At 31.1% G+C, this 18,083-nt stretch carries 14 protein-coding genes; 6 read left to right on the top strand and 8 right to left on the bottom strand.

Features of this window, described 5'->3' with window-relative positions; translation table 11 throughout:
• Window positions 1-33: 33 nt before the first annotated feature.
• Window positions 34-591: a hypothetical protein gene (locus Q0975_RS02780; RefSeq protein ID WP_299432750.1), complete on the bottom strand. Its 558-nt coding sequence runs from the start codon at window positions 589-591 to the stop codon at window positions 34-36.
• A gap of 88 nt (window positions 592-679) precedes the next feature.
• A complete protein-coding gene (locus Q0975_RS02775; protein WP_299432747.1) occupies window positions 680-1,171 on the bottom strand; it encodes a C40 family peptidase in 492 nt (163 codons plus the stop codon).
• Between the two features lie 231 nt (window positions 1,172-1,402).
• On the opposite strand from Q0975_RS02775, the gene Q0975_RS02770 reads away from it, so the two are divergent.
• Window positions 1,403-3,619 carry a response regulator gene (locus Q0975_RS02770; RefSeq protein WP_299432744.1) on the top strand — a complete coding sequence of 739 codons (2,217 nt, stop codon included), beginning with the start codon at window positions 1,403-1,405 and terminating at the stop codon, window positions 3,617-3,619.
• A 14-nt stretch (window positions 3,620-3,633) separates the two neighbouring features.
• Here the strand turns inward: Q0975_RS02770 and lpxB are convergent, their stop codons facing one another.
• Genes lpxB through surE form a run of 3 tightly spaced genes read right to left on the bottom strand, consistent with a single transcriptional unit; the run spans window position 3,634 to window position 5,829 of the window.
• Window positions 3,634-4,749, bottom strand: a complete 1,116-nt coding sequence (gene lpxB, locus Q0975_RS02765) for a lipid-A-disaccharide synthase (protein WP_299432741.1) — start codon at window positions 4,747-4,749, stop codon at window positions 3,634-3,636.
• A 23-nt stretch (window positions 4,750-4,772) separates the two neighbouring features.
• Window positions 4,773-5,054, bottom strand: a complete 282-nt coding sequence (locus Q0975_RS02760; protein WP_299432738.1) for a hypothetical protein — start codon at window positions 5,052-5,054, stop codon at window positions 4,773-4,775.
• Window positions 5,047-5,829, bottom strand: coding sequence for a 5'/3'-nucleotidase SurE (surE, locus tag Q0975_RS02755; RefSeq protein ID WP_299432735.1), 783 nt, complete (start codon window positions 5,827-5,829; stop codon window positions 5,047-5,049). Before surE ends, Q0975_RS02760 begins: the two co-directional genes overlap by 8 nt.
• 172 nt (window positions 5,830-6,001) lie before the next feature.
• Between surE and Q0975_RS02750 the strand changes: the two genes are divergently transcribed.
• Complete coding sequence (locus tag Q0975_RS02750) at window positions 6,002-8,137, top strand: carboxy terminal-processing peptidase (protein WP_299432732.1); 2,136 nt, start codon at window positions 6,002-6,004, stop codon at window positions 8,135-8,137.
• A gap of 8 nt (window positions 8,138-8,145) precedes the next feature.
• Window positions 8,146-9,258: an ABC transporter permease gene (locus Q0975_RS02745; RefSeq protein ID WP_299432729.1), complete on the top strand. Its 1,113-nt coding sequence runs from the start codon at window positions 8,146-8,148 to the stop codon at window positions 9,256-9,258.
• A gap of 66 nt (window positions 9,259-9,324) precedes the next feature.
• On the opposite strand, the gene Q0975_RS02740 is transcribed toward Q0975_RS02745, so the two are convergent.
• The 3 genes from Q0975_RS02740 to Q0975_RS02730 form a co-directional block, all read right to left on the bottom strand.
• Complete coding sequence (locus Q0975_RS02740) at window positions 9,325-9,951, bottom strand: response regulator transcription factor (RefSeq protein WP_299432726.1); 627 nt, start codon at window positions 9,949-9,951, stop codon at window positions 9,325-9,327.
• 183 nt (window positions 9,952-10,134) lie between these two features.
• Complete coding sequence (locus Q0975_RS02735) at window positions 10,135-12,963, bottom strand: CHAT domain-containing tetratricopeptide repeat protein (RefSeq protein ID WP_299432723.1); 2,829 nt, start codon at window positions 12,961-12,963, stop codon at window positions 10,135-10,137.
• A 96-nt stretch (window positions 12,964-13,059) separates the two neighbouring features.
• On the bottom strand, window positions 13,060-13,563 hold the full coding sequence (locus Q0975_RS02730; RefSeq protein ID WP_299432720.1) for a hypothetical protein: 504 nt from the start codon (window positions 13,561-13,563) through the stop codon (window positions 13,060-13,062).
• 312 nt (window positions 13,564-13,875) lie between these two features.
• Here Q0975_RS02730 and Q0975_RS02725 point away from each other — a divergent pair, with 312 nt between their 5' ends.
• From Q0975_RS02725 to Q0975_RS02715, 3 genes are all read left to right on the top strand, one after another.
• Window positions 13,876-14,439: a sigma-70 family RNA polymerase sigma factor gene (locus tag Q0975_RS02725; protein ID WP_299432717.1), complete on the top strand. Its 564-nt coding sequence runs from the start codon at window positions 13,876-13,878 to the stop codon at window positions 14,437-14,439.
• Window positions 14,440-14,441: 2 nt separating this feature from the next.
• Complete coding sequence (locus tag Q0975_RS02720) at window positions 14,442-15,233, top strand: hypothetical protein (RefSeq protein WP_299432714.1); 792 nt, start codon at window positions 14,442-14,444, stop codon at window positions 15,231-15,233.
• 251 nt (window positions 15,234-15,484) lie between these two features.
• Window positions 15,485-17,959 (top strand): hypothetical protein, encoded by a 2,475-nt coding sequence (locus tag Q0975_RS02715; protein WP_299432711.1) that lies wholly within the window; start codon window positions 15,485-15,487, stop codon window positions 17,957-17,959.
• Window positions 17,960-18,083: the final 124 nt, after the last annotated feature.

Raw genomic sequence — 18,083 nt, 5'->3', positions numbered from 1 at the left:
CAAAGATGAATTAGGAGTCTGTTTTAAAATCAATTATTTTTTGATTCGATTTCTACGTCTTATAGTTCCAGAAAGTTCTTTCTTTTTATCTTTGATGATCACTTTACCAGTATCAATTTTTATTGTATAATCTGGATTTGGTCCATGCGGATCTACATCCAGAAGAATGTGTAGAGAAGCGTTTGATGTTCTGCCAAAATTATATGTTTCTTGATATCCCTCGTGAGTTAATGCATCAATTCTTTTTCCATCATGACGTATGATCATTTCAAACTCACCTCCAATACCCGTTTCGTTATCTGGGCGCAAGAATTTTCTGCTATATGGCTGCATACCTATAAGACTTCCAAAATATCTTGATTTGGGAGTATGAAACCAGTTTTTAAACCTAGAGGCTTCTTCCCATATATTCCCTTTATTGTCTCTAAATTTATTGTTGATCAAATGGGTTAGTGTGGTAACCTCTTTTTTTACGTTAAAAAGATTTCTATTTAGATGATAGTAAATAAACTGTTCTTCATTGTATTCTTGTTCATTTACTTTTGCATCAATGACTTTTTTTACTTCTGAAGGGTCTAAAGAATATTCCATAGCAAAAATGAGTTTTAATATACTAATTTAAAGTAATTAAGGGAATTTAGCAGAATAAAATAAAAAAGTAAAGATAAAGTTTTGTTAATTACAAAATCCTTCTAACTCCTGCAAAACAGTTATTCCAATATCGTTCATCCAGGCTAGATACGGTTACTCCCTTAGAAGTAGATGCGTGTATAAATTGAATTTGTTTTCCAATACTTACTACTAATCCAACGTGATTGATACGATTTTTGTTTTTATTAGTTTTAAAAAACAAAAGGTCACCAATGGCAACTTTTTTAAGAGATATTTTGGTTCCTTGTGTGGACATTGCTCTTGATGTTCTCGGAAGCACTACTTCTCCTTTTTTAAATGATGTATAAACTAATCCAGAACAATCCATTCCTTTTTTAGTGGTGCCTCCATATTTGTATCGAGTCCCTTTATAACTTAAGGCAGTTTTTATGATAGCCTTAGTTTTAGCATTTACATGAGTTTTGGCCTTGCTGGAATGGCTTGCGGAGACGGTTTTTTTATTAGATCCACATGAGGCAAGTGCTATGGTTATTAAAAAATAGATTACTATTCTTTTCATTAGACTTGGGTTTATGCCAAAGTAAGTTTTTTTACTGAATTTTTCAAAAAATTAAATTTATTTAAGAAAAAGAGAATTTTGATAATTTCACAGAAATGAATAGTTTTTACTAGGATAAAATATTGTTTAAACTTTATTATTATGGTTATTGTCGTTTTTGTTTAAGGTTTTGAAGTAAAAGACAATATATTTTGATACCTTATTAGTTAGAAATAGATTAATATTTTTCGAATGAAATCAAATGTGCTTCTATATATTATGTATTTACTAATGATAATACATCCTAGTATTAGTTCTTTGAAAGCACAAGTATTTGATACAACAAAGGTAGATGCTGATAGCATTAGAAAAATTCTAAAGGTAAGTACAGAGGCATTTTCAAAATCAACAAAAGAAGAAGAAGAAAGAGGGGTTTATTTATTAGAGCTAGCAGAAAAATTAGCTCTAAATATGGATGATCCATACTTGGAAATTGAAGTAAACAGAAAGAAGACAACTTTTTTTCTTGATAAGAACGATTCAAATGGAGTTAAAGAATATTTAGATAAAAATCTAAAAATCATCAATCAATTAGGTGATAAAAGGCAATTGGGATTATACTATGAAAATTTGGGCGTAAGCAAATCTATGCAGGGCAAGAAAGAAGAAGGGTTTGAGGCATACGTTATTGCAGAGCAACTATTAAGGGAACATGGAGAAGTCAAGGATGTCATTGATATTAATTATAATCTAAGCGTACGGTATTTAAGGTTAAAAAGTTGGGATAAAGCTATTGAATATGCGTTAAAGTCTTTAAAAGCAGTAGAAGAAACGGCTGTTAAAGAAAATCGGCGAAGAAATTTATATCTTTTTTTAGCAGAAGGTTATACGAATTTAGGAAGATATGAAGATACTCAGAACTGTTTCTCTAAGATAGAGGAGGATGAAACTCCATATTCTAATGAGTTGTATTTTAAAGGGAAGCTATTTCACCAAAAAGGATTTTATTACGCACAAATAGGTGATTATAGACAATCTTCCTCTTTTTATAGACAATCCTCTCAAAGTTATTTAGATTATTCGGAACAACGAACCAAAGATATTGGTAATGCTCTTGCTTTATTTAATCAGTTAAATCTTAAAGAAGAAGAGAATAAAAGATTCAAAATAGAAAATAAGTTAAAAGCTGAGCAATTAAGGAATAGGGAGTTTATTATACTATTTGGAGTAATGATTATTATGGGGTTACTATTGATTAGTATACTTCAGTACCGAGCTTCTTTGTTTAAAACAAAGGTTAACAAGCTTCTTAAAAAGAATAATGAAGAACTGGTAGAAGCCAATCATAAAGTGGATAAAGCACTAAAAGCAAAGGGAGAATTTTTAGATTCGGTTACTCACGAACTACTTACTCCTTTAAATACGATAAAAGGAACAACTTTTTTATTACAAAAAGAAAAATTGACAAAGCATCAGGAGAATCAGATGAAGTTGATCAATTTATCAAGCGATTACTTATTGGGTTTAATTACTGATGTAATACATTTAAATGATCTCGATAAAGGAGAATTAGAACTAAAAAACGAGGAATTCGATCTAAAACCCTTAGTGAATAATTTAATTGATTCTTCAGTAATGATGAAGAAAGGAAATAATAGAATTCATAAAGCAATAGATAATAATATTCCAGATAGCTTAAAAGGAGATATACTCAAATTTTCTCAAATCTTCCTTAAGATATTAGATAATGCTTTAAAGTTTACCAGAAGCGGAGATATTTATATAGATGTAATATTAATCTCTAAAGATGATAAACAAGCAAAAATAAAATTCTCCATTCGGGATACCGGGATAGGTATGTCCGAAAAACAAATAGATAAGGCTTTTGTAGCATTTAATCAAGGTTCGGTTAAAATAAACAGAGAATATGGAGGTACTGGATTAGGATTATCTATAGTGAAAAGGATATTAAAACTGCATGGGAGTGATATTATTTTAAATTCAAAACCTGAAAATGGAACTTCGGTTCATTTCACAATGAATTTTGATATTTCTAAGCGATCAACAAAAGAGAGTATTTTCGAAGAAAATACATTTGTTGAACTATCTAAAGAAGTAAATGTTTTATTGGTGGAAGATAATAAGGTAAATCAACTACTAACTGAAAAGATAATTTCTAATTATGGATTTTATTGCGATTCAGCTAACGACGGAGAAGAAGCCGTGGATATGGTCAAGAAAAATAAATATTGCATGGTGTTAATGGATATTATGATGCCAAAGATGGATGGCTTTGAGGCAACAAAATATATAAAACAGATGGATAAGAAATTACCTGTTGTTGCATTAACAGCGATATCAGAAAAATTTAATAAAGAAAAATTTAATAAAGTAGGGATATACACAGTTCTTAGTAAGCCTGTAAATCCAGAATTGCTTTATGATACTATTATGAGTTGTTGTGAATAGTTTTTATTCGAAAATTAACTCTTAATGGTTTCTACAATCAGATTAGCGGTTTTATCACTAGCTCCTTTACCACCGAGTTTCTTTTCTAAATCATAATAATCCAAAAACATCACAGCTCTTTTGTAATCATCTAAGATGTCTGTAAGTTCTTCTTTTAATCTTTGGGTGTTAAAATCACCTTGAATTAATTCAGTAACCACATGTTTATCCATTATTAAATTTACTAAAGAAATGTAGTCCAGATTGATGACTCTTTTAGCAATTTGATACGAAATTGAACTTCCTTTATAGCAAACAACTTCTGGAACTTTAAATAAAGCAGTTTCTAGGGTTGCTGTACCAGAAGTAACTAAAGCTGCATTACTCAGGCTCAATAAATCATACGTCTGATTCATAACTAAATGTACACCTTCTTTCTTTATAAAAGGAGTATAAAATTCTGGATCCTGACTAGGTGCTCCGGCAATTACAAACTGATATTCCGGAAAATCATCAACTACACTGAGCATTACTTCCAGCATTTTTCTGATCTCTTGTTTTCTACTTCCAGGAAGAATTGCAATTATAGGTCTATCATCCAGGTTATGGAGATTTTTAAATTCATTTGGTAAAATTTGTTGGTGACCTGAAATAGCATCAATTAGTGGATGACCGACAAAATGAACTGGAAAATTATGTTTGTCTTCATAAAAAGATTTTTCGAATGGTAAGATTACATACATGGCATCTACACATTTTTTGATACTCTTAATCCTTCCTTCTTTCCATGCCCATATCTGAGGAGAAATGTAATAATGTGTTCGAAATCCTTTTTCTTTTGCCCATTTAGCAATACGAAGATTAAATCCAGGATAATCAATGAAAATGATTACATCTGGTTGATAATCAGAAATATCGGTTTTGCAAAGCTTTATGTTCTTAAGTATTGTAAACAAATTAAGAATTACTTCAATAAAACCCATAAATGCAAGTTCTCTGTAGTGTTTTACCATGGATCCACCAACATCTTGCATTAAATCCCCTCCCCAGAATCTGAATTCTGCTTGAGGATCTTCTTTAACTATAGATTTCATTAGGTTAGCACCGTGTAAATCACCAGATGCTTCTCCTGCGATAAGATAATATTTCATCCTTAATATACTTTCATCATGAATTAACCAAACTTACTGATTGCAATACCAACAGCAGCAATAATCGTAGCAAGAAGCACGCCTCGTGCTCTATATGGCTTGTTTTGTTTTAAAAATAAAAAGAAAATTATTAAATTAAGGATTGCTCCTAAAGCAATTAAACTCCCTAAAAAATTATTTTCTTGTGCAGCTTTTAACGTTTCGGTGATACTTAGCTCAGAAAACAATAGTATGTATAAAATGATACCTATTGTATTGGCAAATATGCCGATAAAAAAACCAATTAGAATTTCTTTTTTAATCATGTAATGGCCAGTTGTTTAGTTCTTGTATAAAATCATGTGCCGTAAGGTCAAATTGCGTAGGAACAACAGAAACGTATCCATTATGCAAAGCCCATTCATCTGTATCTTCTCCTTTGTCTTCATTAATGAATTTACCTGAAAGCCAGTAATAATCTCGTCCCATTGGATTAGTTCTTTTGTCGAATTCTTCTACCCAATGCGCATTAGCTTGTCTGCAAATTTTAACACCTTTTATGTTCTCTTTATCTAATTTTGGGATATTGACATTAAGTACAATTCCTTTTGGTAATCCATTTTTAAGTACATTTTTTACAATTGCTTTCACATACTTTTTGGAAGGCTCAAAATTAGCACTCATACTATAATCTAATAGAGAAAATCCAATGGCAGGTATTCCTTCGATTCCGGCTTCAACGGCAGCACTCATTGTGCCAGAATAAATTACATTAATAGCAGAGTTAGAACCATGATTGATTCCACTGACACATAAGTCAGGTTTTCTACTCAATATTTGTCTGGTTGCCATTTTGACACAATCCACAGGAGTTCCAGAACAACTATATTCTTTTTGAGGAGCATTTTTGTCAATAGTGATGGGATCGCAATATAACGTGTTGTTGATTGTAATTGCATGCCCCATTGCACTCTGAGGGCTATCGGGAGCAACGACGAATACATCACCAATTTCGTTCATTACACTAATTAAAGATCTAATTCCTGGGGCGGTAATGCCATCATCATTGGTGACTAAAATCAGCGGTTTTTTTTGCGGCATAGAATTATTTTTTTCACTGGTAAAAATACATTTTTTTTATTCTAAATATATTATTAGTAATCAGTAGTGTACATTATTAGTTCTTTTAAGAAAAATTTAGTATTATTACGGGATAATGGCACGATTTTTAATGTATTTTGCCAAGAACACCCCCTAAATTAAAAATGAGCGTATGAAAAAGAGTTTTTTGGTATTGATGCTTACCGTAATTGTATCAGCTGCTTCTTGTAGCTTTACAACAAAAATTGACAATGATCCTGATAAAGACCGAATACTGATAGATTTAATCAGTTATGTGCTAAGTAAAGGACATTATGATGCAAAGGATATTAATGATGATTTCTCCAAAAATGTTTTTGTTGATTATGTGGATGCTTTAGATCCATTAAAACGATATTTTTATAAAAGTGATATAGAAGAATTCAAGAAATTTGAAACACTAATTGATGATCAAATCCGGGATAAGGAGATTGATTTTTTCAACCTTACATACGAGCGATTACAACAAAGAATGGCTGAGGCTAGATTGTTATATAAAGAAATTCTAGATCGTCCTTTTAATTTTGAAAAAGAGGAGTCAATAAAAACAGATTATGAGAAGTTATCTTATGTAGGTAGCAAAAAGGAAATGAAAAATCGCTGGAGACTTCAGCTTAAGTTTAATGCATTATCCAGTTATTACGATAAAGTTGATGAACAAATAGACTCTGTTACAACAAATAAAGAGTTTAATAGAAAGTCAGCAGTTGTATTAGAAGAAGAATCTCGTGAGATCACAAAAACTTCGTTAAAAGAATATTTTGAGTTTGCAGATGATTTAGAAAGAAAAGATTGGTTTTCTATTTACATTAACTCTATTGTAGAAGAATTTGATCCGCATACTTACTATTTTGCTCCGCAAGATAAAGATCGTTTTGACATTGCCATGTCTGGAAAACTAGAAGGAATTGGGGCAAGGTTACAGAAGAAAAATGATAATGTGAAAATTATTGAGATTATATCAGGTGGACCAGCTTGGAGAGGAAGTAAAGTTGAGGTTGGAGATTTAATTATGAAGGTGAAGCAAGAAGATGAAGTGGAACCAGTGAGCATTGTGGGGATGAGGCTTGATGATGCGGTAAGTCTTATTAAAGGCCCTAAAGGAACTAAGGTTACATTGATTGTTAAAAAAGTAGATGGGACGATAGAAAATGTAGAGATCGTAAGAGATGTTGTTGAGTTAGAAGAAACTTATGCAAAATCTTCTGTTGTAAAGAAAAATGGTAAGAATTTTGGAATTATAAATTTACCAAAGTTCTATTTTAATATGCAGGATTACAATCAACGTAATGCGGCAAAGGATGTGAAACAAGAGATTATACGTCTTAAACAACAAGAGATGGAAGGTCTTGTAATAGATCTTAGAGATAATGGAGGAGGTTCTTTACAGACAGTAGTGGATATTGCTGGATTGTTTATTGATAAAGGTCCAATTGTTCAGGTAAGAACAAAAGGTGAATCGCCAGAGGTTTTAAGTGATAAAGACCGAAATGTTTTATGGGATGGACCATTAGTTATTTTGGTAAATGAACTTTCTGCATCTGCATCAGAGATTTTAGCGGCTGCTATGCAAGATTATAAGAGAGCAATTATTATAGGAAGTAAGCAAACGTATGGAAAGGGAACGGTACAAAATGTAATGGATCTTAACCGATGGATGCGAAGTAATGACTTTGGTGACCTAGGAGCCCTAAAATTGACAACTCAGAAATTCTACCGTGTAAATGGAGGGTCTACTCAATTAGAAGGTGTGAAGAGTGATGTGGTTGTACCAGATCGTTATAGTTATATTGATATAGGAGAAAAAGATCAAGAAAACCCGTTACCTTGGGATAAGATTCCTGCTGCAGATTATACGTTATGGGATGGTTATATTGATTTTGATCAAACCATCAATAATAGCAAATCTCGAATGGCAACTAATGAACAATTAAAACTTATTGATGAAAATGCTAAATGGGTACGAGAAAAAAGAGATGTAAATGAGTACTCCTTAAATTATAATAAGTACAAAGCAAACATCGAGTTAAATGAAAAACAGGCAGAGCGTTTTGATCGCTTAAATGATTATAAAACTAATCTGACATTTCAGTCGCTTCCATATGAGCAAGATTTAATGAAAAAAGATTCAATTCTTGAGGAGAAAAGAAACAGATGGCATAAAAGTTTAAGTAAAGATGTTTATGTAGAAGAAGCATTAAGTGTTCTGGAAGATATGAAGTTAAATAATATCCGTAGATCAAAAAACCCACTTTCGCTAAAGAATTAATTGCTTTAATGCAAAAGACAAAATCAAACTCATTAACAAAGTTAGCGCTCCAAAAATTCAAGAGAAATTTTTGGGGCGTTTTGAGTTTTTGGTTTATTGTGATTTGTGCATTAGTAGCCGTTTTAGCTTATTTGTTAGCACCTGATAATTCTAAGAATGCAAATCAGATGCATTTGTCTATTCATTCTAAAGGCCCCGGTTTTTCTGTAAAAATGCTCACAATACCTTCTGACGCAGTATCGGATCAATCATACTTTAATAAAGTGTTCTTTGGTACAAAAAATATGGATACTGAAATTCCGATCGAAGCATATAGTTTCCATGAAGAATCATTAAAAGTTACTCCGTATACTGAAGGAGAGCTTATTGGAATTTCTAAAAACATAGAGAAGGCACGTTTCCCTAGTGGACTTACCAATGAAGAAATAGAACAAAAGTTTATTAAGAATCGTACTTTTATTTTAGGAACCGATAAATACGGAAGAGATTTGCTAAGTAGAATGCTAGTTGGAATTCGGATTTCATTTTCGATTGGTTTTGTAGCGGTATTGATTTCATTGCTTCTCGGTATATCTTTAGGCGCTATTGCTGGCTATTTTGGAGGAAAAGTGGATGTATTTATTATGTGGTTAATTAATGTTACATGGTCTATTCCGACCTTGCTTTTAGTTATAGCGATCACACTAGCTTTAGGAAAAGGTTTTTGGCAGGTTTTCATTGCTGTTGGGCTTACTATGTGGGTAGAGGTGGCTAGAGTTGTTAGAGGCCAGGTTTTAAGTATAAAACAAATGCAATATGTTACTGCTGCTAAAGCATTAGGATACAATCATTTTAGAATAATAACAAAACATGTACTTCCTAATAGTTTAGCTCCTGTAATAGTGATATCTGCGGCTAATTTTGCCGGCGCAATTTTAATAGAAAGCGGTTTGAGCTTTTTGGGTATTGGAGCTCAGCCACCAATGGCCAGTTGGGGTGCTATGATTAAGGATCATTACTCTTACATTATTTTAGGAAAAGCGTATCTAGCAATCATACCTGGTTTGGGAATTATGAGTCTTGTAATGGCTTTTATGTTAATAGGCAATGCATTACGGGATGCGTTAGATGTAAAAGGTTAGATTTATTTAATTTTGTTCAAGAGAAACCTACAAGTGATATTTTTTTGACACCTCCTGAATTGTAAATTAAGCCGTTCTTAAGTGTCTTTTTTTACTACTTACTAGTTTTATAGCTTCATCTCTGCAATAGATGTTTAGCTTTTCGTAAATATTCCGTAAATGATATTTTACGGTATTGCGACTTACATAAAGTTTTTCTGCGATATTAGAATAGCTTTTGCCTTCTGTTAGTAATTTAAGTATTTCGTTTTCTCTTTTTGATAGTTCTTTAAATTGATACTCCTGAAAAGATTCTACTACCATCCTAGAAATAGTATTGCTCATAGGAGAACCACCTTGTTCTAGTTCTTCTAAAGCTTTAACAATTTGTAGCTCATTGTTTTTTATTAGATAGCCAAGAACACCGGAAGATAATGCGTCAAAAACGAATTTATGATGTTGATTTTTTGTTAAAACTATAATTTTAATTTCAGGAAATGTATTTCCGATATGTTTTATTGTATCAATACTATTCATACCAGATGCATCAATATCTAATAATATGATATCAGGACTTAATAGTTTAATTTCTTTTAATGCAGATTTACAATTTTTAAAGCTTTCGATAACCTCAAATTTTTTGGAACTATTTATAATATCTACATAGGTTTCTTTTATCGATATGTTGTCTTCTATTAATACAATTGTTTTCATATTACGGATTGATTTTTTTTTGATTGATGAATAATGGAGTCAAACACATTGATTTTTGACTATGTTTCATGTATAGTTATCCGTAGTAATATTTCTTACCCACTAGAAAGTGTTAAAATGAAAAAAGTGTGTTGAATCTAATTTCAACACACTTTTTAAAGTAGATATAAAGTTTTATTCTATTTAAGAATCTTTCTTTTTGAATTTTCTATAGGTAATTATAAAAATAACGAATACCGGAAATAACAGGATTAACCAATAGAGAGATGCATTAGAGTAATTCTGAATTGGACTCGTATTTCCTAATAACACAAACGTTGCCCAAAAATGAGGAGAGCTTTCTGATAAAGAACTGTTAGTTAGGTATTTTAGTTTTGCTTTTCTTAAAGCTTGTGATTTGGTTTGTTGTTTTTTTAAGTTTTTATAGAATTCGTTCATTATATAGGAGGTGGATCTATCATCAACATTCCATAAAGAAGAAACTACACTTTTTGCCCCAGAATGAAAAAAACCTCTGGCTAAACTCATCACTCCTTCTCCAGTTTCTTGTTTGCCAAGTAATGTATTACAACCACTTAACACTACTAAATCAGCGTGGGTTTTAGTAAGATATAATTCTTCAAGATCTAATTTGTTATCACTAAAAGCAATCCAAGGCGAAATCGAATCCAGTGCATCTGCATGTGTTGCTAAATGTATGATGTTTTGATTTTCTAGTTTAGCTAGAAATTTTTCTTTAGAAGCATTTTCATTGATTAGTACTTCTCCAGAAAAGATATTGTTTATATTAATAACTTCATTGCCATTGTTTTCCAAAGGGGTTAGGTTGTATTTGTCAAAATTACTGGGAGCAAAGCCAAGAAAGGAAACCGTATTAGATGTATTGGAAGTGTATGAAGAATTCTTTAGAAAGGAATTTGAGTATCCATAGCTAATTTCTGAATCTTCGATCAAATATCTAATCTTTTCTTCAGGTTTATTAGAAGTTACCAATGCTTCGAAAGGGATATAGTTTAAGTAGTTATCAGGAATGATAATTAGTTTTTTGTTTTTTATAATTTTTTTTATTCTCTGATCAGGAAATAAATTGGAAAAAAGGGTGTATCCAATCTTTCCGTATGATGTGATATCTTTTTCCGTTCGAAAAGGAGTAGCGGCTTTTTTAATGAACAAATCAACAGTTACCTTTAACTGATTAATGTTGGGCAACTCTACAAAATAGCTGTCGTTTTTTGTAATGTAAATAAGATATCCTTTGGTATATTCTTTCTTGCCATAATCACTCCCTTCATAAATGGGGACATAACTATTATCATTGCTATTTAACCCATAATCAGTATGTGCAGATATATTATATTCCAAAAGAACAGTTTTTTCATCGAGATTTTTTTGAATTGATTTTAAATTGAGTATTGGAGAAGATTGAATATTAAACTTAGTATAATTAGAAAAGCTTTGCTCAATACTATCCCGGAGTTTTTTTAGCTTTCTTTTTAAATCTAAAATTTTTATGGTAGTAATATCAAGCTCTTTTTTATCAGCATTATCATTTTTTTTGCTATTTAGGATATATATATTCTTTTGAAGGTCGATTTCCTGATTTACAATATCTTCTGGGAGTAAAAGAGATTGTTTAAGTTTATTGCTTGCTATATCTTCTGTCAATATCAATGCCTTATTCTTTTCCATAAAATAAAAAGCATTGTCAATATCATTTGCTGAAAAACAAGTTTCTATTGCGCGTCCATATAGGTTAGCACTATGTTTACGCCAGTATAATTTGGATTGAAGTTCTTGGTTTTCAATACGAATAAGGTCGATCAGTTCATCAGCCAGTAAAAATGTTTTGATTGACTTATCTAAATATTTTTTTTGATTAGTTACTTTAAATTGCTTAAAATAAGCTTCGGCTAAATCTTCTATAATTATTAGAAGGTTTGAAGAATCTAATGTTTTATATAATACATTAGTTTGTGAGAAAGCTTTGACATTAGATAACGGTTGTCCTGTCAAAAAACTAATAGCCTTTTGATAATATTTAATTCCTTCTTTAAGTTTTTTTTGTTGAACTAAACAAAACCCAATATTATGAATGCTAATACCGTAAGATAAAGAATCGTTTTCTTTTTGATTCTGAAGGGCTTTTTTATGATATTCAATGGCTAAATCTTGATCAATGGTATTGTATAGGTTGCCAATGAATTCATAGGTTTGTGCTATTCTGACAGAATCTTTTAGTTCGTGAGCAATTGTTAATGCTTGATTATAATAAAAGATTGCTTTCTTGGTATTCAGAGAGATATCCTGATTGTAAAGTGTACCTAAAATTATTTTTAGATTGTATTTTGTGCTTGCTCTAGAGTTAATTTTAGAAGATAAAGAATCGGCAATTAATGCATTTTTGATTCCTCTATGTAAACTGTTTACTGTACCTATTTTTGTGTCTAATTTACCAGAGTTAATTGCATTGGCTACAATACTGGCGTAATCTTCATTGTCCCAAAATAATGAATTAGCTAGTTCAAAATGTATTACAGCATTGTGATAATCATACGTATTTGTATAACATCTACCAAGTTCAGAATAGGCGTCTGCAGCATAATTGTTTTCAGAATTAATAGAAATCAATTCTTGGAGATATGAAATACTTTTGGAATAATTACCTTGTTTATAATTAAAAAAAGCAAGATTTTTTAATCCATGCTGAATTAACGACAAGTTCTTAGGGATGATTTTTTTCTTTAGTTCCAGAGATTGTTTAGCAGCCTCTATGGCTAGATCTAAAGTTTTGTTTCTATAATGCCATATTGCATATCTATGGGTGATGCGCTCTAGTAAAGAGTCATTACCTTTTTCTTTATTTATATTTATTAATGAGTCTACCTTACTCCGTTTTTGTTCTTTTGTGAGATTGGAATTTAAAATATCTTCCCAGTTTGTAGGATTCTGAGCATAGGCAAGAAAAGAAAATGTAAAAAAAACAAGAGATAGGTAGCAACTTCTTAAAGACATTAAGTAAAGGGTATATAATTTTTATCCAAGATAAAAATTATATACCCTAATTTATGTTATTTAATATATTTTTAAAACTTACAAGAAGTTTTGATATTAATATAATTCGATCCTTTCATCCTGTCTAATTTTGTTAAGAATATTGTGGTATTCTAATAAATCAAACTCATCTACTTGGGTAGGATCTTTATCCTCTTCTGGTAAATCCTGACTACCTCTAGAATGTGTTTTTCCAGATAGATATTTCAAAAACCAATACTCAAATTCTGATGTTGAATCGGCTACTTTTACTAAAACCAAATCAGGATGTTCTTGAGAAAATCTACGTCTTATGTCAACTTGGGATTCTTCATTTTCTATAGTGTATACTATTTTGATAATAAAATGTTCGTTTTCATGATTATAGCTATTGTCGAATGGCATACCATAATCTATTTCTTCTTCTTCTTCTTCTTCTCCTCCTTCTTCTGGATCAAAACTAGAAGATTTATTTATTACTTCTTCTGAGTTTTTAGTATTTTGGATTATCGAATCATCAGTAGAGCAGCTTACCGCTATTATTGTAATTAATAATCCCCAGATTACTTTTTTTGCTTTCATAGTACGCATAAAATTTAAAAATATTAATACAGCTTTATTTGTTATTGATTTAAATCGAAAAATTTCACCCTTATTTGTTTTTCAATTTATCGAGATAAGTGCAAATTAAAACATCAAAGAAGCGAATTCTATACTTTAAACGGAGGTGAAATTAATTCTTTGTGCTTAATAATTTCCCACCCGTTTTGGGTGGTTTTGAGGGTTTAGATTAATTTTTATAGGTTGGAAAGTAAAAACACAATCATATAAATGTTAGTTTAGTCTCTTATTTGAGTCAAATTGTAAATAATAATTCTCTCGGAAATTTCGAAAATGCAAAAATTAGGAAATGATCATTATTTAGAAGGTTTATTATCGGGTGATGAGTCTGTTATTGATCTGATATATAAGAAAAATTTCCAATCAATTTTATCATTTATAAAGAAAAATAATGGAACGTATGAAGATGCGGAAGAGATTTTTCAGGATGCATTATTTCAATTAATTGTTAGATTGAAAATAAGAAAGTTCGAAATTACTTCATCTTTTGAAGGGTATATATTTACCGTTTGCAAGAATCTTTGGCGTAAAGAATTAAATAAACGAAAAAAGAGGGTAAGAAATGAGGGAGCAATAGAACTAGTAGTAAAAGAGAATAAGCATAGTTCATTTATTTTGGAACAAGAGAGATGGGAACTTTTTGAAGAGAAAATTAATCAACTCTCTGATAATTGTATCAAACTCTTGAAGGATTATTTTAATAAGGTATCTTATGATATAATTGTGGAAAGGTTTAATTATTCATCTCAAAATGTAGCGTTCCAAAGAGTTTTTAAATGTAAAAAACGTTTGGCAGAGTTAATAAAAAAAGATAGTAAATATCAAGATTTAAGCTAATAATGTACGAGGATATAGATAAAAAAATTGAAGCTTACTTAGGAGGTGATCTTAATTCTGAAGAGAAAAAGCAATTCGAGCTAATAATGTCTGATGATATAGAATTACAGAAGAAGGTTAAATTAGCAAATGAAATTAATCATCATTTAAAAGAAGAAAATTGGCTTTCTGATGAAGATAAGAATAGCAGTTCAAGAAAAGAAATCGAAGATTATATTAAAAGCGATGAGGCTACCAAAATAAGATCCAAGATACTTGATGCTGGGAAAAGATATAAAAATCCACAATCTAAGTTTAAAAGTAAAAGATTGATAGCTGCTGTAGCCGCAATTTTTGTAGTTGCTTTATTGTCTACTGTTTTATTTATCCGAAATTCATCTACTACGGATTTATATGCAAAATATTATTCTGATAATGATTTGCCATCTTTGCTTAAAAGAAGTGGGCAGAATGATTTTTTGAGCAAGGGGATAAAATCTTTTAAAGCGAACGAATACGAAACAGCGATCACTTTTTTTAAAGAGTACTTAAAAGAAAATGACGATCCTATACTATATAGCTATATAGGAATTTCATACCTCGAAATAGGGAATACAAATAAAGCTTTAATAAATTTTGATAAGCTTTTAAATTCTAGTTCTATAGATAACTCAAAAGCATTATGGTATAAAAGTTTGATGTATTTGAAGATTAATGATACTATTAAATTAAGAAAAACACTTTCAAAAATAATTAAAGATTCTACTAATTTTAATTATAAAAAAGCACAAGATTTATTGTTAGCTGTAGATTAAAGATTCATCAGCTTGTTAAATACATAGAGTTTATTTTAATTCATAAAAGTGCTTTGTAGGCACTTTTTATGTAAATAAGCGACGCGACACTATATACATTTGATGACAAAGGTCGATTTTAAGGCATTCTACCCCTTTTTGTTAGGTGAAAGTAGATTGATTAACAGCTAATTAACCTTTGTTAAAGGTTTAAATATTTATCTTTAGTAATATTGAGTGAGTTATAGTGTAAATATTTAATAAAGGGGAATATGAAAAAAATATTGTTAGCAATTACAATCGTTTGTTCGGGAAACTTATTTAGTCAATCCGGGATTGAGTTAAGTTCATTGGCAGTAGATAGGGTTACTCGCCAACCAATAGCATATGCCAATGTTGGTTTTATAGATAGAGGTTTAGGTACAGTAACAGATCAAGAAGGATATTTTGAGCTTTCATTTTTGGAGAAACGTGTTACTGCTAAGGATACCTTGCAGATTACAGCCCAAGGTTATTACCCTTTACGGATAGCCTTTACAGGTTTACAATCTATTTTAGATAAGACTAAAGTACTTTATTTATCCAAACTTCCAGATGATGGAGAAACTCCAAAAAAGACTCCTAAAGGTGATTTGATTAAAGATCAGGTTGGATCATCAGCTAATTCTAAAGTTACGATTGGTTGGTCCGAAAAAGATATGAAAGGTTCAGAGGTGGCTAGTTTGGTAGATCTTTCAGCGCAGATGGCTAATTTAGAACAGTTAAGATTTACAATTGCTGAACATAAAGCTGATAGTACATTGGTAAGGATCAATATTTATGATATTGGATCAGATGTTGCTCCAGGAGACAAATTAACAAAGTCTATATACCATACTATAAAAAGAAAAGATGGCGAAGAAACAATTGATCTTAATGCTAGGGAAATTACTGCTTACAACCAAGTAATAGTAGGGGTAGAGTTACTAGAAAGCTATGGTACGGATGGAAATCAATTACAGCTGAAAATGTCCGATAAAATCGGAACGTCTTTTATAAAAACAACAAGTCAGGATAGTTGGCAAAAATTACCTTATAGTGCCATTGGCTTTTCAATGGATGTATTAAAACTTAAGAGTGATGAGGTTGCAAATAATAGTTCTGCAGATGAATCTAGTATTACGGGTGTAGTTAGATCCTCTAAGAGGCCTGTGCAAGGTTGCGAAGTGAGGGTAAAGGGCCAATTGCGTTATACACATACCAAAGCAGATGGATCCTTTAGCATAGCTGCAGTAGAAGGAGATGTGTTAGAATTTAGATCCTTAATTACTATACCAAAAGATATACAGGTTCAGGATCAACAAAATGTGGAGGTGTCTCTAAAATCGAAATATGATCGATTATCAGAAGTAGTGATTAGTTCAGAGTTAGAAGAAAATGATGATGATCAAATTGTTTATACTGCATTAGGACCTAAGAAACGTAGAAGTTTAGGGTATAGGTCATATTATAGAGAGAGGGATCAACTAAATAAATTTGCTTACAACATAGATCAACTTATTGCAGGAAGAATTCCCGGCGAAAGAGGAGGGGTTAGTTTTATTCTTTCAAGTCGGAGAACTGTTGTTTTAGATGGGGTTTTATTTATAGGAGATGTTAGTTTTATTGATCCCAATACAGTTGCCAATGTAACTTTAGTTCCTAGTCTTTTAGGGAATGTGCGATATGGAACTAATGGAAGAAATGGAGTGCTGTATATTACGACCAAAGCTGCTATGCAAAACCGAGAATTTTTAGAAAGAAAACAAAGGGCAAATTCTTTATTAGTAAAAGGGAATGAGTATAATGGTTTAGCAAAGCGATATGAGAAATCTTCTCATTTCGAAACATCTGCATCAAGTTTGAAAAACTCAACATCTTTTGAAGAAGCCAAAGCTATTTATTTAAGAGAATTGGAGGCGAATTTGCTAAATATCAATTTCTATAGAGAGGTGTTTACTTATTTCTTACAATGGGATGAAAAATATGCATATGATATTTTAAATACTGGAATAGAGATAGCGAATGACAATCCCAAGGCACTGAGAGGCTTAGCTTTTATATATGAAGAGAAAGAGAAATTTGGAACAGCACATAGAATCTATAAAAGAATTGGAGAATTAGAGCCTCAACGTTCTCAAACATACCTGGATCTTGCTCAGAGTTATGTTTCTTTAAAGGAGTTTGGAAAAGCGTTTTCTTTGTATAAGTTAATTTTGGATAACAAGATTCCTGGAGTTGTTTTTGGCGATTCTGTATTGGAAGTTGCAGTTACTGAAGTGAAATATTTGGTTACAAAACATAAGATAGATGTAGACTATAGAGATCTACATCCATCATTTTATAGTAAGGCTCAAGACCTGGATGGCAGAATTGTTTTTGAATGGAATGATCCACAAAGTGAGTTTGATATTCAGTTTGTAAACCCTGATAACAAATATTATACTTGGAAACATACAGTTGTTGCTGAGTATAAAGAATTAGAAAGAGAACGTGCAGAGGGGTATAATATGAAGGAGTTTGTGCTCAAAGAAAGTAATCCTGGAATCTGGTTGGTTAATCTAAAAGGGCATAAAACGGGCGAAGAAGAGCCAGGAATTCCTCAGTTTATTAAATGTACGATGTATAAAAATTACGGTATGCCACAAGAAAGTAAGCAAGTGAAAATTATTGAGCTGAAAAAAACTTTTGAGAATAATATTTCTGTGGCTAGTATAAATCTAGAATAGAGAGGTTTGTATTATAAATTTGATTTCATATAAAAGATAAAAAAATCCCCGAAAGTTTATAGACATTCGGGGAAATGTCTGAGTGAGTGTGTGAAGAAAAAGAGTACTGTAATACGTCTTTTAT

It is taken from the genome of uncultured Aquimarina sp. (assembly GCF_947500065.1).
In the GTDB taxonomy this organism is placed as follows: Bacteria; Bacteroidota; Bacteroidia; order Flavobacteriales; family Flavobacteriaceae; genus Aquimarina.
This window is presented reverse-complemented; position numbering and strand designations above follow the sequence as displayed.